This is a genomic window from Aeromonas sp. 600276 (genome assembly GCF_049175815.1).
Classification (GTDB): Bacteria; Pseudomonadota; Gammaproteobacteria; order Enterobacterales; family Aeromonadaceae; genus Aeromonas; species Aeromonas dhakensis.
In genome coordinates, this window is record NZ_JAAKVU010000002.1 from 196,610 (window position 1) to 220,870 (window position 24,261).

The window sequence follows — 24,261 nt, forward strand, 5'->3', positions numbered from 1 at the left end:
CGCCGCCGATGGAGGGGAGAGGAGGGGAGTGCTACTCTGTCCGCCAGTTTGCATTGGCCGGTTGGCGCAGGCGCTCGCCAGCGCTGACCCTGCCCACACGAGCCTGATAAAACAAGGAGTTGTCATGCGCATTGCCCTCGTAGGTCTTGGTGATATCGCCCAGAAAGCCTATCTGCCGCTGCTGGCCAGTGACGAGCGAGTCACCCCGCTGCTCTGCACCCGCAATTCGGCGGTATTGGACAAGCTGGCCCGCCAGTACCGGATCGCCGAGCGCTTCACCGAGCTGGGTGACCTGCTGGCAAGCCGCCCCGATGGGGTGATGATCCACGCCGCCACCGCGGTGCACCTTGAGCTGGCCGCCCAGTGCCTGCGCGCCGGCATCCCCACCTTTGTCGACAAGCCGCTGTGCGACACTCTTGCCGGGGTAGAGAGCCTCGCCAATCTTGCCATCGCCAAGAACTGCCCGCTGTTTGTCGGCTTCAACCGCCGCTATCTGCCCGCCATGAGTGAAGCCCGCGGCCAGCCGCTCACCGAGCTCAACTGGCAAAAGCACCGCCACGCCCTGGCGGGGACGCCGCGCTCGTTTCTGTTCGACGACTTTATCCATGTGCTCGACAGCCTCTGTTACTACGGCGGCACACCTGATGGGGATCTGCATGCGGTGCTGCGACGCTGTACCCGCCAACCCGAGTTGCTGGCCGGGGTGAGCGTGGCCTGGCAGAGCGGGCAGGTAGCGGTGAGTGGCAGCATGAATCGCAGCGCTGGCATTACCGAGGAGCGCATCGATGCCTATGGCGACAACCTCTCATTGCATATCGAGAACTGCACCCGGGGCACGATGGCCCGCGATAAAACCGTGCAGACCCTGGCCCCCGACGACTGGCAGTCGGTGCTGGCGAGCCGGGGCTTTGTCGCCATGCTGGCTCACTGGTATCGGCAGATTGAGGCGGGGCGGGCCGACGGAGCGCTGATTGAGAGCTACCTGCACAGCCACCGGCTGGCAGAGCGACTGGTGGCCCTGGCAGGGGAGTGAAGGTGAGCGCCGCGCCGGTTTGCTCGGACCATGGACAGAGGGGCGGGCGAAAAAATCGCCGGACCACTGTATGAGATGGCGCATCCCTGCGCAGTCGGCAGGGGAGGGCACCTGCTGGGCGAGCCAAGCGCTGGCTTGTTTGCTATCTTGGCGAGCAGAAACGGCCTTCAGAGCAGCAGCGAGTCTATGAGCATTATTTTGGGGATAGATCCGGGTTCACGCATCACCGGTTACGGGGTCATTCGCATCGTGGCGGGCAAGGCGGAGTACCTGGGCTCGGGCTGCATCCGTACCGACCTGGGGGAGCTGCCGTCGCGCCTCAAGCAGGTCTATGACGGGGTGAGCGAGATCATCACCCAGTTCAAGCCGGACGAGTTCGCCATCGAACGGGTCTTTATGGCGCGTAATGCCGATTCCGCTTTGAAGCTGGGGCAGGCGCGCGGCAGCGCCATCGTGGCGGCGGTCAATGCCCTGCTGCCGGTGAGCGAATACTCGGCGACCCAGATCAAGCAGGCGGTGGTGGGCACCGGCGGCGCCGCCAAGGAGCAGGTGCAGCACATGGTGACCCACCTACTCAAGCTCTCGGCCACCCCGCAGGCGGATGCGGCGGATGCCCTCGGGGTGGCGCTCTGCCACTTCCATACCCGCCAGATCCTGATCAAGATGGCCGGACGCAGCACGGGATCGGTGCGCGGTCGCTACCGCTGAGCCGCGCATGCCGCCGTGATAGCGGCGCTATCGGGCAACCGGCCATGCACCGGCGGGTTGCTTCCTCTGGCAGCGGCGACTGTCGGTAGAAGCCTCAAAAGGGTCACTTTCTGTCGCACCTCCTCTCCACCGAGAAGGGCAGCCTGATCGGTCGCTAACGACAATCCTCTCAGTTAATCAACGGCTTGTGATGCATGTCACGTTTTTAGGCCTTCATCGCTTCCCTTCGCATGCCCGATCCTGACTCCCATAATATGCGCCGGCCGCGTGGTGCGGCCCGGTGAGCCCTGGGCTCCCGCTTCATCCATCATTGGGAGAGTCGAGAAGTGAAACCTTTTGCAGCTGAATTCATGGGCACCTTCTGGCTGGTGCTGGGGGGCTGCGGCAGCGCCGTGCTGGCTGCCGCCTTTCCGAACGTCGGCATCGGCCTGCTCGGCGTGGCGCTGGCCTTCGGTCTGACCGTGCTGACCATGGCTTACGCCATCGGCCATATCTCGGGCTGTCACCTGAACCCGGCCGTGACCATCGGGCTCTGGGCCGGCGGTCGTTTTCCGGCCTCCGGCGTGCTGCCCTACATGGTCGCTCAGGTGCTGGGCGGGATTGCTGCAGCGGCGGTGCTCTATGTGATTGCCAGCGGTCAGGCCGGTTTTGACCTGGCGGCGGGCTTTGCCTCCAACGGCTATGGCGAGCACTCCCCGGGCGGCTACAGCATGCTGGCGGCGCTGGTGTGCGAAGTGGTGATGACAGCTTTCTTCCTGTTCGTCATCATGGGCGCCACCGACAGCCGGGCCCCGGCCGGGTTTGCCCCCATCGCCATCGGCTTGTGCCTGACCCTCATTCACCTCATCAGCATTCCAGTGACCAATACCTCGGTCAACCCGGCGCGCAGCACGGGCGTGGCCTTCTTCGTGGGGGACTGGGCTCTGGGCCAGCTGTGGCTGTTCTGGGTTGCGCCCATCGTCGGTGCCATTTTGGGTGCATTGGCCTATCGCGCGATCGCGACCAAAGCCTGATCCGTCAGGGCAACAAAGTGTGGTATCGACACGCCCCCGGGCGTGTTTTTTCGTTTCTGGCGGGTACGAAAACGGGCCGCAAGGGCCCGCAGGGGTGTTTGGTCGTCGGCAAGAGAGGAGGGGCTTACAACCCCTTGGCGCTCAGCATGTCTTTGTAGCGCTGGCGCAGCAGTTGTACCCGCTCCACATAGGCGCGGGTTTCTGCGTAAGGGGGTATGCCCCCATGCTTTTGCACCGCGCCGGCACCGGCGTTGTAGGCCGCGGTGGCCAGTGCCACGTTGCCACCATACTGCTTGAGCAGCCCCGCCAGGTATTTCACCCCGCCGAAGATGTTCTGCTCCGCCAGCATGGCATTGCCCACCCCCAGCTCCCGCGCCGTGGCGGGCATCAGCTGGGTCAGTCCCATGGCTCCCTTGCGGGATACGGCGAGGGGGTTGAAGGCGGACTCGGCGTGGATCAGTGCCCGGATGAGGGCCGGCTCCACCTGATAGGCCTTGGCCGCCGCCTGGATGGTGCTGGCGTAGTCATAGAGAAACAGGCCGGTGGTATGCCAGTTGACCTTGGAGTCGGGGTCGCAGGCGTAGCAGTCGTTGAACAACAGCAGCTCGTAGCGGCCCTGATCCGGCATCACGTCCGAGTAGCGCACCACGCCGTTTTTCTGCACCGACTTGTAGACCTGGATCTGGCGGGTACCGGGCGGCAGCGGGGGGCTGGCCGGCTCGGGGGGTGGCAGCACCCCCGGAGTGCGCATGGTGACGGGGGGCGCCGCGGGGGGCGGGGCCGGCGGCTCGGCGGTGAGGATCACCACCTCGGCCGGGGCGGGTGTCTGGCTCCAGCCGGGCGGGGAGAACAGCGGGATCAATCCCATCAACATCCATGCTTTCAACGGCTTGCTCCTTCAGCCTCGTTAGCCTTGTTGAGTAAAGCATCACGGCGCGGGCAGAACAAGCCCGCACAGGTCGAGGTGTGGCCGCGGTTCACCATTTTGTGTGCGCAATAAAAAAGCGAGGCCGCCCAGTGGCGGCCTCGCGCGGCAGTGGCCGGTTTACTCCTGCAGCCAGAGCCGGGCGCTGCGGGCGGGAATGGCAACACGCACCCACTGGCTCTGCACGTTGACCACGGCGCTCTGGTCGAGCACGTCCCGGTAGTTGCGATACCAGTTCATCTCGAACTTGGCGGTATCGAGCCAGTACTCCTGCTCGTAGTCACACTTGTTGATGCCGACCAGCCCCTGCTTGCCGCGCTTGAACAGCACGAAACAGTCACCGCTGCCGACCAGCTGCATGGGCTGGCCCTGCACCGCGTTGTGGAAGCGGATCATCCCCTTGATGTCACTGCGCAGGTAGTAGTCCTGCCAGCGCAGCCCGTCCTTGGCCTGGGTCTCGCCGTGATCCGAATAGACCAGCGGCGAGCCGCCGTCGCGACCAAGCAGGTAGGCGTAGGCCAGCTTCTCGTCGGTCGGGTTCAGGATCTGGTAGCGAAAACCGTCGTTGGTGGGAATGTCGTGGGTGATGGCGAAGGTGACCGCCCGGCTGCCCGGCAGGGCCTGGCCATAGGCACCGGGATCCGCCAGCAGGTTCATGCTGCCACCATAGCCGAGCGCCCCGCGCAGGGAGGCGAACAGCGGGAAGTCATAGGCACCCTGGCCGCTGCTGTCGAGGTAGGGCTTGAGGAAGCGCTCGTAGTCGTTGCTGCCGGCGCCGCCGGTGGTGATCACCTCGCCGAACACGTGCATCCCCTGCTTTATCTCCGGGGTGAACACGGCGTTGATCTGGTAATCGCTCATGTGCTTGACCGCATCGACCCGAAAGCCCTTGATGCCCATCCCCTTGAGCGCCTTGAGGTAGGCCTGCTGCTGGCTCACCACCCAGTTGTTTGGGTCGAGATCCGGCAGCCCCTTGTCGCCCGCGCCGCCGCACAGCCGCCAAAACTGCACGTTGCCCGGATCGTTCCAGTCGCTGATGCACCCTTCCGGATGGAAGTCCTGGCCGGCCAGGAAGTTCTGGCCCAGATCGCCAAACAGCTTCTGGCGCTCGAAGTAGCCGGGGTTGGCGGCATAGCTTTGCAGCAGTTCGCTGCCGGGGTAGTTGAGATCGCTGCGCTTCCAGCTCTCGTTGGCCATGTGGTTGAGCACCACGTCCGCGTAGACAGCGATGCCCCGTGCCTGCATGGCGGCGATCAGCTGCTCGAGATCCTGCTTGTTGCCAAGGGGGGTATCGATGAGGCGCAGATCCTGGGGTTGGTAGCGTGCCCACCACTCGTTGCCCGATGACTTGAGGGGCGGCGAGATGAGCACCTGTTTGTAGCCGGCAGCCTTGATGAGATCGGCCTTGGCGGTGACTTCACTGTATTTCCAGTTGAAGGCGTGCAGTATGACGTCGGCGTGTGCCAAAGGAGCGATCAGCATGCCTGCGATCGCCCAGATTCCCGCTGTGTGTTTCATTATTGTCAGTCCTTTTATTGGGTGCCCTGATGGGCACCCAGAGCCTCACACCAGCCTGGCTGGCCAGCAATCGCCTGACGGTGATTTTGTGAGCACTTTCAAAGCGGACTGTGCGGATCTGTGACGGCTTGCAAAAAACCGCACAGATCTCATCATTACTGATTTTTCAATCACTTATCAGATTGTATTGCAACTCAGTCGACCCCGTTGTTGTAGAGCGGCTGCCAGGCACAGTAGCGCTGGCCATTGCGCTGGTTGTAGAGCCAGAAGCGGTTGCAGTTGTCGTCGTAGTTGCTGGCGCCGACGTTGACGGCATAGCTGCTCAGCTTCTGCCCCTGCAGGGACTGGAACACCCCGTTGTAGAGCAGGGAGAAGTGCAGGTGCGGGCCGGTGGAGGAGCCGCCCTCGCACAGGGCCTCGTTGCGGTTGCTGGCATAGGTGCCGATGGGGGTGTCGGCGGCCACGTAGTCGCCGCTGCGCACCGAGATCCCGCTCATGTGGTAGTAGTTGGTGGCCCAGCCATTGGGGGCGGTGACTCGCACCTGGCAGCGGGAGAAGACGGTGACGGTGCCGCTGTTGGCGGCGGTGACCGTGTAGGTGGCACCGCCCCAGCCCGGCCAGTCGTAGGAGACGTCGATGGAGGAGTAGGGGTAGCCGGAGCCGGTATGGGAGTGGGCGCCGTTGGCCTTCCAGCTGTAGCCCTGGCGCCAGGGCAGCTGGAACTGACCGCCGGCCAGCGGTGCCGCGGGCGCGGCCGCGCCGCCCCCGGGGGAGGTCATGGCGTCCTGGCCGAACAGGGTCCGCCACTGCTCACCGAGCTGCTGCTGCACTGGCGCGCTCAGCAGGCTGGCGAGGGCGGCCTGGTGCGCGGCTTGCGGCGCCAGGGCGGGGGCGCGGCGCGGGGTGAGCTGCAGCTGGACGCGGGCCTGGTAGAAGCGCTCGGAGAGCTGGCGCGCCATCAGCTCCAGCTGGTTGTCAAAGCCCCTGGCTTTCACCAGCTTGGCGAATGGTGCCGCCATGGCCTGTTCGGAGGGGGCCGAGATGAGCTGGCTGCTCGCCTCCATCAGGGCCAGCAGCAGCTGGGGGTTGAGGCTGGTGATGCCGCTCCAGTGCAGGATCACCTCCTCCTTGGGTAGCAGGTGAGGCGCCTGTTGCAGCAGGAAATCGTGCAGATCGAACGCCATGGCCGCCTCGCCGAACACGAAGTGGGCCTCATCCAGGGGGAGTGCCGGGGCTTGGCCGGCGGCAAGCTGCTGCGCCGTGAAGTGATAGGGGGCAAGCGGGACATGGATGTCGCCGGCCCAGCTGGCGGCGGGCAGCAGGGCCAGCAGCAACAGGGAGGGGATCGGTCTGGACATGATAGCTCCTTGGCAAAGTGGTGAGGTGTCGGTGTGGGGATGACCCCACGCAGGCAACAACAGCGCGATGCTATGCCAAGGCTTCACCATAGGGCGAAACGGTGAAGTTGCTATTCGAATGGGGCTTTTTGTGTAGGGCGCTGACGAGAATGACTTGTTAATAAATGTTTACATGATCTGTTTGTAGAGCCAAATCAGTGAGTTGCGGGTCATCAAATGGCGAGCTGCCGTAAAGGGTCAGGAGAAGGGACAAACAGTGTCTGCCTCTGGTTTGCCGTGCTAGGATTGCGGTTTGCCGCCGCGCCGGCAGCATGTTAAAAAGTATGCAACTTGGTGTGGTTATTGGCTTTTTTGTTACTAAAAGCCGTGATATCTTCATGCTGGTCGGATCTCTTCGACCAACAATCAATATGCGAGGATCTGGCCGGGTGGCCAGGGATGAAACGAGTGTGATAGGCAAACGGGCGATGGAACTCACGTTCGAAGAGTACTGCGATGCGGATCTCTCCCTGATCAGGGACTACTACGAAACCACTTTCTCCCACTATGTGCCGGATCTGGCCGAGCGGATCTTCGTGGTACGCGACGCCCACTGGCTGGTGGGGGCCGTGCGCCTGCGCGACGAGCAGGATTACTATCACCTCTGCGGCTTTCGCCTGCTGCCCCATTACCAGTCGCTGGGGCTGGGTTCTCGTCTGTTGCAGCACGCCTGCAGCGATCTGCTGGACAAGCCGGTGATCTGCCAGGCCTTGCCGTTCGAAAAGCCCTTCTATCTCAAGGCCGGCTTTGCCGACCTGCCCCTGCACGAGCTGGAGGGGCCGCTCTTCTCCCTTTATGACCAGCAGCGCGAACAGGGTTACCAGATCGAGCTGCTGGTGCGTCAGGCCAAGGCCCCGGTCTACAACTGAACTGTCACTGGGGCTTGGTCAGCAGGTGGATCTTGCCCGGTGACAGCTCCAGCCCCAGCAGATTCTCCTTCAGCCAGGCCTGATTCGGATCCTTGGCATCGAGCCGGTAGACCGGTTGGGTCTCCAGCCGCTTCTCCATGCTCTGCAGCAGCATGCCGAGCATGAAGCCGAACTTCTGCTGCGCCGCCTCAGGCTCCAGCTTGTACTCAATCAACTTCATGTTGTCGAGGAACAGGGCGCTCTGTGCCTTGTCGTAGCGTGGCCTCGCCTCGTAGGCCATGTTCAGCCGGGCGTCGTATTCGGTGTTGTCCGGCAGGGCGATCTTGAGCTTGCCCTTGCCGTAAACCCGGGCGGTGTCCGGGCTCTGACGCCCGATCTGCACGTCGCTCTGCTCGAGCTGCACATGGGCCTTGATGATGCCGGGCAGCTCCAGCTGTTTGTTCACTTGCACCTGGGATTGCAGGTACTGGTTTATCTGTTGCTCATTGATGTCATATGAGCCTTGACCTAGCATGGCCAGACTGAGCAGCATAGATGACAGGATCATGCTAACGACCTGATTGAATGGGTGTGTCTTACAGCATACCATCCTGCTTTCGTGGGATCTGCCCACCGCTTTCACCCCTGTGTAAAAGGAGTTCTCGTGATCAACGGTCTGGAGCACGACATCCAACTGCTGTTTTCCCAGTTCCTGGGCTGGTTGCTGCTGCTGTTTCACACCGTGATCGTGGCGGGGGTCTCATTGCGGGTGGTGATGAAGCGACGCCCCATTGGGGTCTCGCTCGCCTGGCTCGCCCTCATCTATGCCATCCCGTTTGCCGGGGTCGGCTTCTACGTGCTGTTTGGCGAAATTCGCCTCGGCCGGCGGCGCGCCGAGCGGGCCCAGGCCATGTACCGCCCTTACGCCATCTGGATCCGCCAGCTGGCCCGCCTCTTCCCTCAGCACTGCTGCGAGGTGGGGGAGAAGGCCCAGCCGCTGCACGATCTGATCCAGGGGCGGTTGGCCATGCCCATGCTCTCCGGCAACCGGATGACGCTGCTCAGCAAGCCGGAAGCCATCCTGCGCGAGATAGTGCGCGACATCCGCCAATCCTCCCAGTCCTGCTACCTGGAGTTCTATATCTGGCACCCGGGCGGCGACACCGACGAGGTGTGTGAAGCCTTGATGGAAGTGGCGGCGCGCGGCGTGGATTGTCGCTTGCTGCTCGATTCCATGGGCAGCAAGACCTTCTTCCGCTCGCCCTGGCCTAAGAAGCTGCGCAAGGCGGGGGTCAAGCTGGTGGAGGTGCTGCCGGTCGGGGCCTGGCGCATCCCGTTCCAGCGCCAGGATTTGCGCATGCATCGCAAGCTGGTGGTGATCGACGACCGGGTCGGTTACACCGGCTCCATGAACATGGTGGATCCCCGCTTCTTCAAGCAGAACGCCGGGGTCGGCCAGTGGGTCGACATCATGATCCGGGTACAGGGCCCCATGGTGCCGCTGATGTGGTCCATCTTCGTCTGGGACTGGGAGATGGAGACCGGCGAGCGGCTGCTCGACAGCCTGCAGCACGAGCCGGAGGCCTGGCCCCAGAGCAACTACCGGGCCCAGCTCATCCCGTCCGGCCCCTTCGTCGGCGGCGACTGCATCCAGCAGAGCCTGCTGCTGGCCATCTACCAGGCCCGCCACCATCTGGTGCTGACTACGCCCTACTTCGTGCCGGACGATCCGCTGGCGGCGGCGCTCTCCTCGGCGGCGGCCCGCGGCGTGCAGGTGCAGCTGGTGCTGCCGGCGCGCAACGACTCCATCATGGCCAATTACGCCTGCAATGCCTTCATGGAGGAGTTGCTGGAGGCGGGGGTAGAGATCTACCGCTACGACGCCGGCCTGCTGCACACCAAGAGCGTGCTGGTGGATGACGACTTCGCCCTGGTGGGGACGGTCAACCTGGATCGGCGCAGTCTCTGGCTCAACTTCGAGGTGACCCTGCTCATCGACAATCCGGTGTTCGTCGCCGAGATGACCCAGCTGGTGCAGGGCTACATGGTGGAGGCGACGCCCATGTCGCTGGCCAAGTGGCGGGCACGCCCCTGGTACAAGAAGGCAATGGAGAACATGTTCTATCTGTTCAGCCCCTTGTTGTGACATCACTTAATTGTGGCCGGCGCCGAATTGCGCTTGCCTCCCCCCGAACTTGCCCCGTAGAGTGCGGCAATCACTCCCTGGAGAACGGAATAAAGATGAAGAAGCGAGTAGCGCTGGCCGTCACGGCGGCCTTGGTGGTGGGTGGGCTGGGTGCCTGCTGGTACACGGGCAACGCGTTCGACCGCATCATGGCCGAGCAGATCGCCAAGGTGAAGCAGGAGAGCGGCATCGAGTTGAGCTGGCAGCCGGGTTCGAGCAACCTGTTCACCCGCGACGGCGTACTGAAGATGGTGATCACCCCGCAGACCCTGGCCAGTCTGGATGGTCAGCTGGAGGGGAGCGAGCCGGTCGAGGTGCAGTTCATCGCCGACAGCCGCATCCTGCCGCTCTACATCAAGAGCAACATGCTGCTCGACACCAGGCAAGGTTCGCTGGCGCCCGTGTTCAGCGCCTTCAAGATGGAGCAGTGGCAGTTTGGTATCGAGTCGGTCAGCAGCCTGTGGACTTCCAGCAACAGCAGCCGCTTCTGGGCCAACGAGTTCAAGGTCAAGCAGGGGCTCGACGAGTTCAGCTTCCTGCCGATGAAGGGTGACTATCACGGTGATCTGGAAGGCAATGGCCACCTCACCTTCCACTGGCAGGGCATGACCCTGCACGAAGAGCAGAACAAGATGGACATGGTGCTGGCCGAGCTCAAGGGCAGCGCCGACATGGCCGAGATCCGCGGGATCTGGCTCTCTCCCCGCAGCGACATGACCCTCTCCGCGCTGTCGGTGCAGCTGCCGGACAACGTCAAGTTCTCCCTGCAGGGGCTGACCTCCGAGACCCAGCTGGCTGGGGATGATGCCCAGACCCTCTCCAGCAGCTACCAGATGAAGGTGGATACCCTCAATCTGGAGAACGAGGCCGACAACCTGGCGCTGACCCAGAGCAAGCTGGCCCTCAATCTGAAGGGGCTGGATCTGGAAGGCTATCAGGCGCTGCAGGCCTCCAGCGGCCAGGGCGTGGAAGAGGAAGCGATCCAGCAGGCGCTGGACAAGATGCTCAAGCGTGGTGCCACGCTGGAGCTGGTGGACTTGAGCTCTCACCTCAACGGCGAGCCGGTGGCCATGAAGGGCGACATCAAGCTGGCGGGCACCTCGCTCGAGCAGCTGTTCAACAGCGAAGAGGGGATGCACGCCCTCTCCGGCCTGCTGCACGCCAACCTGAGCGGCAAGCTGGGCAAGGCGGTGCCGCAGCTGGCACCCATGCTGGACCAGTTCGCCGCCATGGGGTATCTCAAGGCGGACAAGGAGCAGCTGACGGCCGAGATCAAGCTCGACAAGGGCGCCATGACCATCAACGATCTGCCGCTCTGATTGACGTCGCGTCAGTGCACATGGAACAAAGGCTCCCGCGGGAGCCTTTGTCGTTTTCAGTGGCTGGAGTTACTTGAACACCACCGTCTTGTTGCCGTAGACGAACACCCGCTCGTTCAGCACCAGCTCCAGCGCCCGGCTCAGCACGGACTTCTCCACGTCGCGGCCGGCCTTGGCCATGTCGTCGGCACTGAAGGTGTGATCGACGTGGATCACGTCCTGCTCGACGATGGGGCCCTCATCCAGATCGTCGGTGACGAAGTGGGCGGTGGCACCGATCAGCTTGACCCCGCGATCGAAGGCCTGGCGATAGGGGCGGGCACCGATGAAGGCGGGCAGGAAGGAGTGGTGGATGTTGATGATCTTGCGTGGATAGGCCTCGACGAAACTCGGGGTCAGCACCCGCATGTACTTGGCCAGCACCACGTAGTCGGGCTGGTAGCCGTCGATGATGGCGCGTACCTGCTCTTCATGCTCGGTGCGGCTCAGATCCTCGTGACTGACGGTGTGGAACGGAATGTCGAACTTGCCGGTCAACTCGGCGAGGGTGTCGTAGTTGCCGATCACCGCGACGATGTCCATGTCCAGCGCACCGGCGTAGTTCTTCATCAGGATGTCGCCGAGGCAGTGGGTCTCTTTGGTCACCAGGATGACGATGCGCTTCTTGCCGGCCTTGACCAGCCGGCGCTGGGCACCGGCGGGCAGGGCATCATCGAGGTCGGCCAGCAGAGTCTCGTCGTTGAAACGCCCCTCCAGCTCGGTGCGCATGAAGAAGCGGCCGTTTTCGTGATCCACGAACTCGTCGTTCTTGTTGATGTTGAGCTGGTGCTTGTAGCAGATGTTGGTGATCTTGGCGATGAGGCCCTTGGCGTCCGGGCAGTCCGTCAGCAGTATTTTCTTTTCCATCTCTGTCATGATTCCGTTGGTGTTGTTGGCGCCTGAGTCTGCGCAGGCCGCGCGTTTTTTCTGGCACTATGCCACAAACAAAATCAGAAAGGACAGCGCGCCGTGCATCCGGGCGATCCGTGACCCGGAGCAGGCATGCTATTCATCCTTGATGGGTTTTATGCTGGTATCCGGCGCCGTTTTTCTTTAGGCTGTCTGCGCTTATTCTCAGGGCGGGGTGAAATTCCCCACCGGCGGTATCCCGATCTGACTCGGGGAGCCCGCGAGCGCCCGACCCGGTATTGCACCGGGACGGGGTCAGCAGATCCGGTGAGATGCCGGAGCCGACGGTCACAGTCCGGATGAAAGAGGATAAGACAGACTATTGCAGGCAAGCCCCCCGCGGGCCGGCCGCTGCATGCCTATCTCTGTCTGCCTTTCCATGCCCTGATTCTGGTCCTTGTCTTGTTTAGGAGTCTTACCATGAATCAGTCTCTTCTCAGTGAATTTGGTGATCCCATTGCCCGTGTCGAAGCGGCGCTGGCAGCCCTGCGTGCCGGTCGCGGCGTGCTGGTGGCCGACGATGAAGATCGGGAGAACGAAGGGGATCTCATCTTCGCCGCCGAATCCATGACCAATGAACAGATGGCCATGATGATCCGCGAGTGCTCCGGCATCGTCTGCCTCTGCCTGACCGACGAGCGGGTACGCCAGCTCGAACTGCCGATGATGGTGGAGGCCAACTCCAGCCACTATCAGACCGCCTTCACCGTGACCATCGAGGCGGCGCAGGGGGTGACCACCGGCGTCTCGGCGGCCGATCGCATCACCACCATCCGGGCCGCCATCGCCGACGGTGCCAGACCCTCCGACCTGCACCGCCCGGGCCACGTCTTCCCGCTGCGGGCCCGCACTGGCGGGGTGTTGACCCGCCGCGGCCACACCGAAGCCACGGTCGATCTGATGCAGCTCGCCGGGCTCAAACCCTTCGGTGTGTTGTGCGAATTGACCAAGGAAGATGGCTCCATGGCCCGCTTGCCGGATCTGGTGGCATTTGGCCGCCGCCATGACATGCCGGTGCTGACCATCGAGGATCTGGTGCAATATCGTCAGTTGCTGTCAGAACGTTCAGCCTGAGCCTCATACGAAATTGTAATAAGCACAAAATTTGGTTACGCTTTGTGCGAACCTCATCCAGTGACCCTTATTTTTGACTGAACTTTGCACAAAAAGTGTACGTTTAAAAAAAAATGAGGGTTTTAATGCATTTATCTGTGATGGGGCCTATCCAAACTATGATTTTTTTGTGCCATAATCACGCCGCTTGCTAAACGTCTGGCGAGTTAAAGGGAGCTTTTAAAATGAAAAAAATGTTGTTGGTAGGTGTTGTTGGTCTGTCCGCTCTGCTGGGCGGTTGTGCAAACACCAGCGAACTGGAAACTTCCGTTCAGAATCTGTCTAACAAAGTTGACCAACTGGCTCAAGATGTTAGCGCTGTTCGTGCTGATCAGTCCAAGATCGCTGCTGATGTTGCAGAAGCCAAGCAAGAAGCTATGCGTGCTAACCAGCGCATCGACAACATGGCTACTTCCTACAAGAAGTAATCCATGCGAAAAAAATGGCGCAGTTATGCGCCATTTTTTTTTGCCTGAAATTCATCAAATTCCCGCATTTTCCTCGCTGATCCCCGCCTGACAAGGCAATGCCGATCGCTCGGCATCACCCCGTTGCTCATCTTCGTTTCAAGTCAGTAGAGCAGGCTGTAGAGCTTGCGACGGTAACCCTGCGCTGCCGGGTTGGATCCCATGGTGGTCAGGATGTCGAGATAGGTCTTCTTGGCATCGCCGAAGGCGAGATCCCGCTTGAGGATGGTGAACAGCAGCGCCAGCGCCTCTTCCTGGCGGCCGGCCTGGCTGTATTGCACCGCCAGCTCCTGGGCCAGGGCAAAGTTGTCAGGCTCCTGTTGGTGACGGGCTTCCAGCGCCCGCAGCTCCGGGCTGTCCGCGGCCTGTTGGGCCAGCGCCAGACGGGAGACAAGCGTCTGGTAGTGGTCATCCTGGGCGATCATCGGGATCTTGCCGAGCAGCTCCTGAGCCTCATCAAGCAGATTGAGATCGAGTGCCGCCTGGGTCAACCACAGACTGATGTCGTGGCGATCCGGCGCCAGCTGATGGGCCTTGCCGAAGTGGCCATAGGCCATGCTCGTCTGGCCGTCCGCCAGTGCCTGTTGCCCCTGTTCGAGCAGCAGCTCCTCCTCCTTGGGGGCGAAGGCGGCGAAATAGCCGCGCAGGGTGGCCTCGTCCTGCGGGCCTTCCAGAATGGCTTGCTCGTCAGGGCGGCCCTGATGGAACAGCACCAGCGCCGGCAGGGCGCGCAGACCGAGCTGACCGGCCAGCGGTTGCAGCTGCGGATCGTTCATGTCGACCTTGGCCAGGGTCACCTGGGGATTGGCCGGGCCGACCAGCGCCTCCACCTGCGGGGTCATGGCCTGACACTCCGGCATCTGGGGGGCGTGGAAATAGATGACGATCGGCTTTTTCATGGAAGCATCGATCAGGGCGGCTTGGAAATTCTGGGGATTGATGTCGACGATCATGAGGCTGACTCTTGGAAAATGGTGTGAGTTAACATGGGGTTGAATGGGCTGGAATTCAAGTTGCCATCGAGCAGCCAGCCATTGACGGTCAGGGTCGGCGCGGCCAGGCTGAGCCAACCCTGGCCGACGGCCCAATCCTGCATCCGGTAATCCTGCTCATCGAGCTGGTTGTCGAGCCGCCACGCTTCCTCTGGCACGAAGCGTACCTTGTCGAGGCCAGCGGCGATGCCGGCTCCATGGGCTTTCAGCACCGCCTCCTTGCGCGACCAGAGCCGATAGAAGGCCGACTCTTGCTCCGCTTCGGGCAGGGCGAGCAGCCACTCATACTCACTGCGTGCATAAAAGCGGCGCGCCAGCGGCAGAGTCTGGCGGCGGCGCTGACCCATCTCGATGTCGACCCCGAGCGGGCCGGCGGCGCAGAGGGCGATCACCAGCCAACCCCCGCTGTGACTGAGGTTGAACTGCCAGCGTCCGTCGCCCAGCACAGGTTTGCCGTGCGGGTTGCTGGCAAATTGCAGTGCATCGGGGTTGCACTGCAGCCGCTCGGCCAGCAGCCGTCGCAGCAGCCCGCGGCTGAGCAGGTACTCCTGGCGGCGCAGCGGCTGGCCAATCGCCTGCCATGCCTGCCGTTCGGCGGGGGAGAGCAGGGTTTGCAGCAGAGTCAGCTGCTCGGCGTCGACCTTTGCCGGTTTTAACAAATAGAGATCCACGGAGATCATAATTTTTCACTTTAAAAGAGCGGCGAAACAGCGATAAAAGTCAGTTTAATCCGGTCAGGACGGCCTCTTTCGAGATTGTATATTGTTTGGCCACGATCACATTAATCAGGAAAAATAATGCATTTCCTTGCAGAAATGTGAGGTCGATAGGGATTTTCGCTTGCCTCGATAGAATTCTTGGATATAGTCGGGTGCTGTTGCCTTATAAATTGCCCGTTCGGGCCGTATTTTAACAAGTTTTACTATTTTGCGGGGATAAAGGATTGCGCCACCTGATGCTACTGCTGGTCGCGCTCGGAATGGTGGGTTGTGCCTCGGCACCCCAGCCCGAGGTCGCGAGCAAGATCGAAGTTTCCATGATGGAACCCGTAATTGAACCGGAAGCTTCACAAACCCCAGATGTAAACGAAATCCTGACTGTATACAAAGAGTGGCGCGGCGTTCCTTACCGCATGGGAGGCAGCAGCCAGCGTGGCATCGATTGTTCCGCTTTTGCCCGTGAAGTGTTCCGCAACGCCGTCGGCATCGAACTTCCCCGTGATACCCGCTCCCAGGTTCATGAAGGCACCCGAGTTTCCAAGCAGGATTTGGTCGAAGGGGATTTGGTCTTCTTCAAAATCAATCGCCGCCTCAATCACGTCGGCATCTATGTGGGCAATGGCGAGTTCATCCACGCCTCCACCCGGGCTGGGGTAACCCGTTCCAAGCTCGACAGCTCTTACTGGCGCAGCAAGTTCTGGCAGGCACGCCGGATTGACATCTGAGTCAGGCTGGACAAACGGCTCGCAGTACGGACTGTTTTTCCAACCTCACTTGAACCGGGCTCCCGCAGCCCGGTTTTTTATGGCCGCGATTTAGACTTTCGGGTGCCGAATCACTATAGTGTGGGCCCGTTTTTTCCCCGGCAGGCCCAGCATGAAGACCCGTTCAGACCATAAATCCGGATTGCACCCGCGCAATCGCCATCAGGCTCCCTACGACTTTGCCGCGCTCTGCCTGCGCACTCCCGAGCTGCAGCCCTTCGTCTTCGTCAATCCCTACGGCGCCAGCACCATCGACTTTGCCGACCCCGCCGCCGTCAAGGCGCTGAACAAGGCCCTGCTGGCGCTGCATTACGGCATCCAGCACTGGGATCTGCCGGCCGGCTATCTCTGTCCGCCCATTCCCGGGCGGGTGGACTATCTGCACAGAGTGGCCGACCTGCTGGCCGAGAGCGCGGGCAAGGTGCCGACCGGCAAGGGCGTGCGGGTGCTGGATATCGGGGTGGGGGCGAACTGCATCTACCCCCTGCTGGGCGCCCGCGAATATGGCTGGCGCTTCGTCGGCTCCGACATCGATCCGGTGTCGGTCAAGGCTGCCTCTCTGCTGGCCAACAGCAACGGGCTGGGCAGCCAGATCGAGTGCCGCCTGCAGGGCAGGGCCGGCGACATCTTTCAGGGCATAGTGGCGCCGCGCGAGCGTTTTGCGCTGACCCTCTGCAACCCTCCCTTTCACGCATCGCTGGCGGAGGCGAGCAAGGGAACGGAGCGCAAGCTGCGCAATCTGGGCAAGGAGGTCAAGGACAAGCCGGTGCTCAACTTCGGCGGCCAGAAGGCCGAGCTCTGGTGCGAAGGGGGAGAGGCTGCCTTCCTGGCCGCGATGATCAACCAGAGCCTGGCCTTTGCCGAACAGTGCCTCTGGTTCAGCTCGCTGGTATCGAAAAAGGAGAATCTGCCGGCGGCGAAGAAGGCGCTGACCCGGGTCGGTGCTCGTCAGGTGCGGGTGCTCGAGATGGCGCAGGGCAACAAGGTGAGCCGGGTGCTGGCCTGGACCTTCTTCGATGAGGCAGGGTGCCGCGAGTGGTGGTCTGCAGCGCGCTGATCTCCACACAGGCCCATGACGGGCCTTTTTCATCTCAATGCCAACATGATCGGATAAAAAACAGGCAATCGTTTTCTTCGTTGGTTCATCATGCTGTTATGTAGCTATCCTGTAGTGATTTTTGCCTTGGTACAGCTGTACGCCGAGATTTTTTTGCACTTTCAGCTGTAACTTTAATAAAATAGGACTGGTTAGACCTCTTTACAGGCTTTGAATCGAATAGGGATCGGTACATGAAAGTTGTCGATTTTCTGAAGCGCAAGCGCGAAATTCTGGCGCAGCACCCCTTTGAGCTCAAGGATTGGCTCTCCCCGGCTATCCGCGACTACTGGCGTGAGTTTCAGCAAAAGGCACACCTCCACCCTCTGCTGGGGCGAGTGCTGGATTTGCAGAGCGACAGCCAGTCCATGCTGCAGCAGCAGGGCGCGGCCCAGGCCGTCAACGGCCAGCCCGTGCCACCGCAAGAGTCGATCATCGAACTCGACGGTGAGGCGGCGACCCTGTTTGCCACCTTGCAGGCGCGCATCGGTGAAGAGACCCACGTGGGCGAATGGCTGCATGTCAGCCAGCAGATGATCGATCAGTTTGCCGCCGTGACCGGGGATCATCAGTGGATCCACACCAACCCCGAGCGTGCCGCCGCCGAGTCGCCGTTCAAGACCACCATCGCTCACGGCTTCCTGACCCTGGCCCTGCTGCCGCAGCTGACCGGCTCGGTGGACGAGGCCAATCCGGAGTTTCCGACCGCCCGCATGGTGGTGAACTTCGGTCTGGATCAGGTTCGTTTCCCGTACCCCATCAAGGTGGACAGCAACATCCGCGCGCGCACCAAGCTGGCTCGGGTTACCCCCATCAAGGGCGGGTTGGAGCTGCTCAAGGAGATCAAGGTGGAGATCGAGGGTGTACGCCGCCCCGGCTGCGTCATCGAGTCTGTCACCCGACTCTACTTCTAGGCCGCGGCTCACCCCCAGCCTTGCAAAAAATCAGGCCCACCTAGGTGGGCCTGATTTTTTTGTGGCTGCTGGGTCATCTGTGATCGGCCTGGCTCAGAAACTGGCTCCCAGAGTGAGCAGGTGGCGCCACTCCTTGCTGCTTTTGAGCTCGAAGCCCGGCAAGTGGATACGATAGTCTTGCCAGTCGAGCTCGCTCGACCAGGAGAGGCGCAGGTGATCGTTGAAGTAGTAGCGTACTCCCAAGTTGCCTTGCACGGTCTGCTCCCGGGTGATGTAGGGTGAGGGCTGGTCCAGATAGCGCTTGTAGCCGCCCTTGCTGAACAACTCCAGCTTCTCCGACCAGAGGTCGACGGGTTGACGATAGTCCCAGCCAAGGCCCAGCAGGGGATAGTTGATGATCCTGTCGTTGAACAGGCTGATGATGAAGAGGGTGTTGAGGTCATCCGGCCTGGTGTATGAGCGCTCCAGCCCGGCCTGGCCGATCAGCTCCAGTCGCCGCCGCTTGTCGTTCCAGAACCGGTAGCCAGGGCCAGAGGAGTAGGCAAGGCTCATGTAGTCGGCTTCCAGCATGCGATATTCGAAGTCGACGGCTGAGCGCAGAAACCAGTTTTGGTCGAAGAAAAAGTCCAACATGGGTTGGAGCCGGTACTCATGGCTGTTGGTGACGTTGTTGGCGGTCTCGTAGATGTACTCCCCGTCCAACGTATAACGCCAGTCGAGGTTGGCCACCTCGGTGGATGCCTTCAGGTTGACGTTATTGGTCTTCTTGTCGTTGTGCTTGAGCTTGACGTTCAGATCGCCGCTGCCGCTCCACAGCCAAGCCTTCTTATCATCCGGCGTCAGGGCCAGCAGGGTAATGCCGCTCTTGACGGTCGGTTTCGGCTTGTCCTGCTTCTCGATGCGCCAGCGCTTGACCGCCTCGCGTTTGACGGTGACGGGCTCGCTGTAAGGGAGCGCGATGCGCACCTCCTCGTCACCTATCTCCTCTATGGTGCCGGTCAGCCGGTCACCGTTGTCCATCCAGAGGATGTCGGCCAGAGCCGCCGGGCTCAGCAGCAGGGCAAACAGGCAAAAAACGCGGTAGCTCATGAAGATCCTCGTGAACATGGTTGGCTATCAGCCGCTGACGGGACGGGGGATGCCGTTCTTGCTGTTGAGCGCGCTGGCGGCCTTGTCACCGTCGACTTCCGGCCTGGCGATGAAGGCCTGCGCCTCGGCGGAGAGGATCAGCGGGGCGCCCTGCTCCAGCTCCAGCTCGGTGCGGGAGAGGGGAGAGTGAACCTCCAGCCAGTGGCGGCCATCGGGCTCGATGGCGGTCTTGACCGGCTGGTTGATCACCCGCACCTGAGTGCCGACGGGGACAATCTTGAACAGGGCCTCGATGTCGTCAGGGCGCAGTCGAATGCAGCCGGCACTGACCCGCAGGCCGACGCCGAAATCCTTGTTGGTGCCGTGGATGAGATAGTCCCGCTTGCCATAGCCAAGGCGCATGGCGAACTTGCCGAGGGGGTTGTCGGGGCCGGGCGGCACGACCGCCGGCAGGGTGATCCCTTTTTGTTCCAGCCAGGATTTGCGCACCATGGGGCCAGGCACCCAGGTCGGATTGGGGTTCTTGGCAATGATGGTAGTGGTCATTTCGGGGGTCTCCCGACCTATGTCACCGATGCCGATGGGCAGCACCATCACCTCGTTTTTGCCCTTGGGGAAATAGTAGAGGCGCAGCTCCGGCAGATTGATCACTATGCCTTCGCGGGGCACGTCAGGCAGCAACATCTGGGTCGGCAGGGTCAGCCGGGTGCCCGGCTTGGGCAAATAGGGGTCGACTCCCGGATTGGCTTCCAGCAGCGCCAAAAAACCAATCTGGGTGTGCTTGCCGATGAGCTCGAGATGTTCATCTGGCTGGACTATGTAGTCCTCGAGCTCGCCGATCAGGCGGCTGCCTGCCGGGGGCAGCGGATAGGTGGTAGCCAGGGCCGGAGCCGTCAGCAGGCTGGCGGTCAGTGCCAGCAATGAGAGGGTTCGTGCGATGAACATGTACTTCCTGTCTGATTGGATAAGGGGCCGCGCCGCGACCTCCCGGAGGAAAAAGGGGGAAATTGTCAGTCAAAAGCGCGCCGATTGCCAGCCTGGCCGGCAAGGGCTACAGCCGGGTCCCTGCACGACAATCCGTCATGTTGACCCTGTCTTGCCTGTTTTTAATGCAAAGCCAAGCCATCTGCAATGAGCAGAGGAACGCTGACGGGAGAGGGGATGGCGGTTCAGCGCCATCGAATGCACGGGACGCAATGCTGGGGGCTGATCGCCCAGGATTGAGTACCAATACCGGGAACGACAAGCTCGGACGCCTGCTTGCCAGACATGCACTCACTTGCTGGTTTTGTGTGCAGTCGTTTGATCTTTAAAGAGATTCAAGTTGATTTCCAGAGGCGGCTCCGGTAACAATGAAGCCCCGTGGAGAGATGCCGGAGTGGCCGAACGGGATTGACTCGAAATCAATTGTGGCAGCAATGCCACCCAGGGTTCGAATCCCTGTCTCTCCGCCATCTTCAAGGCCCAACCTGTCTGACAGGTTGGGCCTTTCTCTTTTGCAACGCTTGCCGGCTTGTTACCAGGCAGGGCGTGTCAGGGCTGGCATGCCGGCGCGCTGGTGGCAGGGGCAGAGCGCCACTGCCAGGGTCTTGTCACGGCGTTACATGCTGGAGAAGACATTCATGATCACCCCGCCCGAGATGATCAGCGCCATCGCCAGAATGGCGGGCAGATCCGGCTTTTGCTTGTAGAGCAGCATCGAGCAGATGGTGACCCCGACGATGCCGAAGCCGCACCAGAGCGAATAGGCCACCCCGACCGGAATGGTGCTCATGGCACGGGTGAGGGCGAAGTAGCACAGGCTGTAGGCGCAGACGACCAGTATGGATGGCCCCAGTCTGCTGAAACCGTTGGTCTTCTTGATCATCGAGGTGCCGGTGATTTCAGAGCCGATAGAGAGCGCCAGCCATAAGAATCCGAAATTAAACATGGGTCATTCCTTTTGCGTCAGTTGGCGATGTTGTTGTTCATGGGGGGAGTGAGGGGCTCGGCGGAGGCATCGCTGCCCTCTTCGCTGCCCATCTTGGAGAACAGGTTCATGATGACGATGCCGCTGGCGATGACGGCCATGCCGATCATGGCGGCGGTGTCCGGGTGCTGGCCGTAAAACGCCATTCCCAGGGTGGAGACCACCAGAATGCCGGTTCCGGACCAGGTGGCGTAGGCAAGCCCAACGGGAATGTCTTTTACCGCGCGGGAGAGAGAGTAGTAGCAGGTGCAATAGAGCAGCACGAGCAGACCGAGCAGCAGCATCTTGGTGGTTCCTTCACTGCTGCCAAACATCTTGAGGGTGGAGGTGGCCGAGGTTTCGGACACGATCACCAGCAGCATCCATAGCCAACATTTTGTTTTTGAAGACATAAGTTAAACTCCGGGTTTGTTATTTAAGGTAAGGTTGTTTTTCTTTTCTTCTGCTTTTCAAAAAATCGATGGCGGCATCGGTCAGCTGGGCCTCGGCCGTCTGTGCCAGCGCCGGCTCCTTCTCAACATCGCTGACCGTGAGATAACGGCGCGCCGTGCCCGCCGGCACCGGGGCCGCGTCGTTCGCCGGTGCCAGCTTCTCCAGCAGCTCATTCATGGTGCACAGCACCACACCGCTCTCGCCCAGACGGCTGAGCGCCGCCTGCATGTGCCCGGCGTATGGCGCGCTCGGTTGTGCCCCCAGCAGCTGGTTCAGCTCGCTGGCGGGATCGCAGTGATAGCGCAGCGCCAGCACCGGCAAGCCGCTCAGCAGGGCATCGTGCAGCCGCCGGGCGACGGGGCTTTGCAGCGAGCCGCTCAGCAGATCCATCGCCAGCGGGTAGTCGAGAAAGGGCAGCACCAGCGCGCGATAGGGGGTGGGCGGCAGGGCCTGTTGCCAGATGCTGGCCGGCACTGTTTCTCCCAGCGGTTGCCACAGTGCGCCATCCTCGATCTCTGCTGCCAGCGCAAGCTGCAGGGGTAGTCCACAGCCGGCCAGACGATTTCGAATGGCCTGCCGATAGCCCTGGGCCGCGGTCACCATCACCAGCAGTGGCGGCTGCAGGCGCCTGAGCATCTGTTCGACCAGGCGTTCAATCTGTTCGTCGGTCATGGGGATCTCCGTTAGCCGAGCAGCCTGACCTGCGCGCCGTTTTTCAAGCCGGCGGCGTTGGCCTCTTCGGTATCGATGTGAAATTCCAGCGCGAAATCGTCGCGTACCCGCACCACCACCTCATCGAAGGTCAACTGGCGCTCGCCGTCGCTGCGCACACTCACCTTCTGGCCGTGGGTCACGTTCAGCTGGCGAGCGTCGTGTGGCGAGAGGTGGATATGGCGCCAGGCGCAGATCACCTGGGAGCGCAACTCCACGTGGCCGGCGGGGCCGATAAGCAGGGCGCTGCCGGTATTTTCCAGCTGGCCTGACTCACGGACCGGCGCCTTGATGCCGAGGGTGAAGCAGTCGGCGCGGGAGATCTCCAGCTGTGAAACCGGCCGGGTCGGGCCGAGTACCCGTACCCGGGTCAGCGAGCCCTTGGGGCCGACCACGGTGACGCACTCTTCGGCGGCAAACTGGCCCGGCTGGCGCAGCGGTTTGAGCGGCGTCAGGGTGTAGCCCTTGCCGAACAGGGCCTCTACATCCTGTTGTGCTAGGTGAACGTGGCGATTCGAGATGCCGACCGGGATCGCCGGGCTGACCAGGCTCAGACGGGCGGCGATCTTTTGATGCAGCTGGGGATCGATCATGCTTTTTTCCCTTTTCTTGCCGCGCCCTGTCGGTCTTCCGCCTGATCCGCGGCTGGCTGGCTGGCAGGTAGAGTGGCCGGTTCGGTATCGGCACTGCTTTCCGGTGACAGGGCCGGCACAGCGCTTGTTGCGGTAGTCATCTCTTTCTTGGTGCTGGCCGATGCGCGCGGCGGGTAGCCCTTGAGGTTGCTGAGCGCCGCTACCGCGCTTGGCTCCGGACGGGCAATCACTAGGGAATGGACCTGCTGGTCGATGGTGGCGGCCACCGCGACGCCACGCTCGATGGCGGTATGGATGGCGCTGATCTCCCCTTCGAAGCAGACACTCACCAGCCCAGAGCCCACCTTGCGATAGCCGATGCAGCTGACGCCTGCCGCTTTGCAGGCGGCGTCCACCGCCTGAATGGCGGCGACCCATCCTCGCGTTTCAATTACGCCCAAACTTTTCATCGTCGACTCCTGTTAATGGCGGACCAAGCGAATATCGAAATCAAATTGTGCAAAGAAGGCCTCCAGCCGATCCAATTCGTCCGGCGTGTAAGAGGGGTCCTGCGCAATCGGGTAGGGCATATCCAGCCGCTCATATTTCTTGCGGCCCAGCTGGTGGTACGGCAGCATGTCGATCCGCAGGATATTTCCCCGCTTTGCCAAGTTCTGCACATATTCGATGGCGCCGGTAATGGCATCCCATGAATCGTTATATCCACGGATGAGCGGCATGCGCACAATCACCTTGGCGCCGTAATCAACCAGCCATTCCAGATTGCGGCGAATACCTTCATTGCCGATACCCAGCATCGCTTTATGCTGTTCGCTGTTGATTTGCTTGATATCGAACAAAAAGGTATCGGTGACGGGCGCCAGCTGCTGGTAATTGGCAAGCGAGGTGGTGCCCTGGGTCTCGATGGCGGTATTGATCATCATCTTCTTGCATTCGCTGAACAGCGCGACGGCAAAGTCGGTCTGCAGGCTCATCTCGCCTCCGCCGATGGTGACGCCACCGCCGGAGGAGATGTAAAAGTCATAGTCCTGCATGATGATCTCCATCAGCTCGCTGACGGTGACATCCTTGCCCATGATGTCCAGCGCATGCTGGGTGCAGACCTCCTCGCATTTGCGGCAGCCGATGCAATCTTTATTGCGATCGACGAAGTGTTTCATGCTGCCGTTCTCTTCGGCCCGGTAATGGACTCCGGCCGGACAGACATTTACGCAGTCACCGCAGTTGATGCATTTGTCGTGGGAAAACATCACCTGAAATTGGCTGCTGAGCCCTTCAGGGTTGGCGCACCAGGGGCAGCAAAGGTTGCAGCCCTTGAAAAAAACCAGCGTGCGAATGCCATCGCCGTCATATATCGAATATTTCTGGATATTGAATATGCGGCCGGTTAATTCATTATTTGCGATCACGCTTGCCTCCTCTCCGGATGTGGCAGGCCGCAGTCGCATTATTTGCGACCTGCCATCACGGAGTACTTCCGGTTATTTTGGTGATTAAGAAAGACGGGT

At 61.4% G+C, this 24,261-nt stretch carries 26 protein-coding genes, 1 tRNA gene and 1 riboswitch; of the genes, 12 read left to right on the plus strand and 15 right to left on the minus strand.

The features are described 5' to 3' along the window. The first annotated feature begins 124 nt into the window (after positions 1 to 124). The 3 genes from G5134_RS03010 (at position 125) to aqpZ (ending at position 2,754) form a co-directional block, all read left to right on the plus strand. Positions 125 to 1,033, plus strand: a complete 909-nt coding sequence (locus G5134_RS03010; protein ID WP_421231860.1) for a Gfo/Idh/MocA family protein — start codon at positions 125 to 127, stop codon at positions 1,031 to 1,033. A gap of 186 nt (positions 1,034 to 1,219) precedes the next feature. Beyond that, on the plus strand, positions 1,220 to 1,741 hold the full coding sequence (gene ruvC, locus G5134_RS03015) for a crossover junction endodeoxyribonuclease RuvC (RefSeq protein ID WP_005298649.1): 522 nt from the start codon (positions 1,220 to 1,222) through the stop codon (positions 1,739 to 1,741). A gap of 326 nt (positions 1,742 to 2,067) precedes the next feature. Beyond that, positions 2,068 to 2,754 carry an aquaporin Z gene (gene aqpZ, locus G5134_RS03020; RefSeq protein WP_017766545.1) on the plus strand — a complete coding sequence of 229 codons (687 nt, stop codon included), beginning with the start codon at positions 2,068 to 2,070 and terminating at the stop codon, positions 2,752 to 2,754. 124 nt (positions 2,755 to 2,878) lie between these two features. On the opposite strand, the gene G5134_RS03025 is transcribed toward aqpZ, so the two are convergent. The 3 genes from G5134_RS03025 to G5134_RS03035 all read right to left on the minus strand — a co-directional run bounded on the left by G5134_RS03025 (position 2,879) and on the right by G5134_RS03035 (position 6,555). Further along, positions 2,879 to 3,628, minus strand: a complete 750-nt coding sequence (locus G5134_RS03025; RefSeq protein ID WP_065018216.1) for a lytic transglycosylase domain-containing protein — start codon at positions 3,626 to 3,628, stop codon at positions 2,879 to 2,881. A 171-nt stretch (positions 3,629 to 3,799) separates the two neighbouring features. Continuing rightward, complete coding sequence (locus G5134_RS03030) at positions 3,800 to 5,197, minus strand: alpha-amylase family protein (RefSeq protein WP_005298654.1); 1,398 nt, start codon at positions 5,195 to 5,197, stop codon at positions 3,800 to 3,802. A gap of 194 nt (positions 5,198 to 5,391) precedes the next feature. Further along, positions 5,392 to 6,555: a M23 family metallopeptidase gene (locus G5134_RS03035; RefSeq protein WP_065018218.1), complete on the minus strand. Its 1,164-nt coding sequence runs from the start codon at positions 6,553 to 6,555 to the stop codon at positions 5,392 to 5,394. Positions 6,556 to 7,022: 467 nt separating this feature from the next. On the opposite strand from G5134_RS03035, the gene G5134_RS03040 reads away from it, so the two are divergent. Beyond that, positions 7,023 to 7,463 (plus strand): GNAT family N-acetyltransferase, encoded by a 441-nt coding sequence (locus G5134_RS03040; RefSeq protein WP_065018219.1) that lies wholly within the window; start codon positions 7,023 to 7,025, stop codon positions 7,461 to 7,463. 4 nt (positions 7,464 to 7,467) lie between these two features. Here G5134_RS03040 and G5134_RS03045 read toward each other — a convergent pair whose 3' ends face one another. Next, complete coding sequence (locus tag G5134_RS03045) at positions 7,468 to 8,010, minus strand: DUF1439 domain-containing protein (RefSeq protein ID WP_005298658.1); 543 nt, start codon at positions 8,008 to 8,010, stop codon at positions 7,468 to 7,470. Between the two features lie 96 nt (positions 8,011 to 8,106). On the opposite strand from G5134_RS03045, the gene cls reads away from it, so the two are divergent. Together cls and G5134_RS03055 are read left to right on the plus strand one after the other, a co-directional pair. Further along, complete coding sequence (cls, locus tag G5134_RS03050) at positions 8,107 to 9,588, plus strand: cardiolipin synthase (RefSeq protein ID WP_005298659.1); 1,482 nt, start codon at positions 8,107 to 8,109, stop codon at positions 9,586 to 9,588. A 95-nt stretch (positions 9,589 to 9,683) separates the two neighbouring features. Then, entirely contained in the window at positions 9,684 to 10,946 is a 1,263-nt protein-coding gene (locus G5134_RS03055) for a DUF945 family protein (protein ID WP_421231861.1), read from the plus strand. Between the two features lie 69 nt (positions 10,947 to 11,015). Here G5134_RS03055 and purU read toward each other — a convergent pair whose 3' ends face one another. After that, positions 11,016 to 11,852 carry a formyltetrahydrofolate deformylase gene (purU, locus tag G5134_RS03060; RefSeq protein ID WP_011705222.1) on the minus strand — a complete coding sequence of 279 codons (837 nt, stop codon included), beginning with the start codon at positions 11,850 to 11,852 and terminating at the stop codon, positions 11,016 to 11,018. Positions 11,853 to 12,051: 199 nt separating this feature from the next. Continuing rightward, a riboswitch (FMN riboswitch) is annotated at positions 12,052 to 12,209 on the plus strand. A gap of 105 nt (positions 12,210 to 12,314) precedes the next feature. Here purU and ribB point away from each other — a divergent pair. After that, positions 12,315 to 12,968: a 3,4-dihydroxy-2-butanone-4-phosphate synthase gene (gene ribB, locus G5134_RS03065; protein ID WP_005298666.1), complete on the plus strand. Its 654-nt coding sequence runs from the start codon at positions 12,315 to 12,317 to the stop codon at positions 12,966 to 12,968. Between the two features lie 224 nt (positions 12,969 to 13,192). Continuing rightward, the gene (locus tag G5134_RS03070; RefSeq protein WP_010634682.1) at positions 13,193 to 13,435 is read left to right on the plus strand and encodes an Lpp/OprI family alanine-zipper lipoprotein; all 243 of its coding nucleotides are present in this window, start codon (positions 13,193 to 13,195) and stop codon (positions 13,433 to 13,435) included. Positions 13,436 to 13,578: 143 nt separating this feature from the next. On the opposite strand, the gene G5134_RS03075 is transcribed toward G5134_RS03070, so the two are convergent. Together G5134_RS03075 and G5134_RS03080 are read right to left on the minus strand one after the other, a co-directional pair. After that, entirely contained in the window at positions 13,579 to 14,427 is an 849-nt protein-coding gene (locus G5134_RS03075) for a tetratricopeptide repeat protein (protein WP_024943472.1), read from the minus strand. Next, positions 14,424 to 15,146: a 4'-phosphopantetheinyl transferase family protein gene (locus G5134_RS03080; RefSeq protein ID WP_010634680.1), complete on the minus strand. Its 723-nt coding sequence runs from the start codon at positions 15,144 to 15,146 to the stop codon at positions 14,424 to 14,426. The genes G5134_RS03075 and G5134_RS03080 overlap by 4 nt, the downstream gene beginning before the upstream one ends. 275 nt (positions 15,147 to 15,421) lie before the next feature. On the opposite strand from G5134_RS03080, the gene G5134_RS03085 reads away from it, so the two are divergent. The 3 genes from G5134_RS03085 to G5134_RS03095 all read left to right on the plus strand — a co-directional run bounded on the left by G5134_RS03085 (position 15,422) and on the right by G5134_RS03095 (position 17,959). After that, positions 15,422 to 15,910 carry a C40 family peptidase gene (locus G5134_RS03085; protein WP_005298673.1) on the plus strand — a complete coding sequence of 163 codons (489 nt, stop codon included), beginning with the start codon at positions 15,422 to 15,424 and terminating at the stop codon, positions 15,908 to 15,910. A 151-nt stretch (positions 15,911 to 16,061) separates the two neighbouring features. Beyond that, positions 16,062 to 17,006, plus strand: coding sequence for a 23S rRNA (adenine(1618)-N(6))-methyltransferase RlmF (gene rlmF, locus G5134_RS03090; protein ID WP_065018222.1), 945 nt, complete (start codon positions 16,062 to 16,064; stop codon positions 17,004 to 17,006). Between the two features lie 233 nt (positions 17,007 to 17,239). Continuing rightward, positions 17,240 to 17,959: a MaoC family dehydratase gene (locus G5134_RS03095; protein WP_017783374.1), complete on the plus strand. Its 720-nt coding sequence runs from the start codon at positions 17,240 to 17,242 to the stop codon at positions 17,957 to 17,959. 93 nt (positions 17,960 to 18,052) lie between these two features. Here G5134_RS03095 and G5134_RS03100 read toward each other — a convergent pair whose 3' ends face one another. Continuing rightward, entirely contained in the window at positions 18,053 to 19,048 is a 996-nt protein-coding gene (locus G5134_RS03100) for a DUF481 domain-containing protein (RefSeq protein ID WP_065018223.1), read from the minus strand. Positions 19,049 to 19,075: 27 nt separating this feature from the next. Beyond that, positions 19,076 to 19,993 carry a L,D-transpeptidase family protein gene (locus tag G5134_RS03105; protein ID WP_005298681.1) on the minus strand — a complete coding sequence of 306 codons (918 nt, stop codon included), beginning with the start codon at positions 19,991 to 19,993 and terminating at the stop codon, positions 19,076 to 19,078. A 419-nt stretch (positions 19,994 to 20,412) separates the two neighbouring features. Here G5134_RS03105 and G5134_RS03110 point away from each other — a divergent pair. Next, positions 20,413 to 20,502 (plus strand) — tRNA-Ser (locus tag G5134_RS03110). A 146-nt stretch (positions 20,503 to 20,648) separates the two neighbouring features. On the opposite strand, the gene G5134_RS03115 is transcribed toward G5134_RS03110, so the two are convergent. From G5134_RS03115 to cutD, 6 genes are read right to left on the minus strand one after another with little or no spacing between them, the layout of a single operon-like run. Continuing rightward, a complete protein-coding gene (locus tag G5134_RS03115; RefSeq protein WP_010634671.1) occupies positions 20,649 to 20,978 on the minus strand; it encodes a DMT family transporter in 330 nt (109 codons plus the stop codon). A 17-nt stretch (positions 20,979 to 20,995) separates the two neighbouring features. Next, positions 20,996 to 21,409 carry a DMT family transporter gene (locus G5134_RS03120; protein ID WP_016350021.1) on the minus strand — a complete coding sequence of 138 codons (414 nt, stop codon included), beginning with the start codon at positions 21,407 to 21,409 and terminating at the stop codon, positions 20,996 to 20,998. Between the two features lie 19 nt (positions 21,410 to 21,428). After that, positions 21,429 to 22,121 carry a hypothetical protein gene (locus G5134_RS03125; protein WP_024941073.1) on the minus strand — a complete coding sequence of 231 codons (693 nt, stop codon included), beginning with the start codon at positions 22,119 to 22,121 and terminating at the stop codon, positions 21,429 to 21,431. 11 nt (positions 22,122 to 22,132) lie between these two features. Further along, the gene (locus G5134_RS03130; protein WP_024941072.1) at positions 22,133 to 22,753 is read right to left on the minus strand and encodes a phosphate propanoyltransferase; all 621 of its coding nucleotides are present in this window, start codon (positions 22,751 to 22,753) and stop codon (positions 22,133 to 22,135) included. Then, positions 22,750 to 23,202, minus strand: coding sequence for a BMC domain-containing protein (locus G5134_RS03135; RefSeq protein ID WP_024941071.1), 453 nt, complete (start codon positions 23,200 to 23,202; stop codon positions 22,750 to 22,752). Before G5134_RS03135 ends, G5134_RS03130 begins: the two co-directional genes overlap by 4 nt. A gap of 12 nt (positions 23,203 to 23,214) precedes the next feature. Further along, entirely contained in the window at positions 23,215 to 24,162 is a 948-nt protein-coding gene (gene cutD / locus G5134_RS03140) for a choline TMA-lyase-activating enzyme (protein ID WP_024941070.1), read from the minus strand. Positions 24,163 to 24,261: the final 99 nt, after the last annotated feature.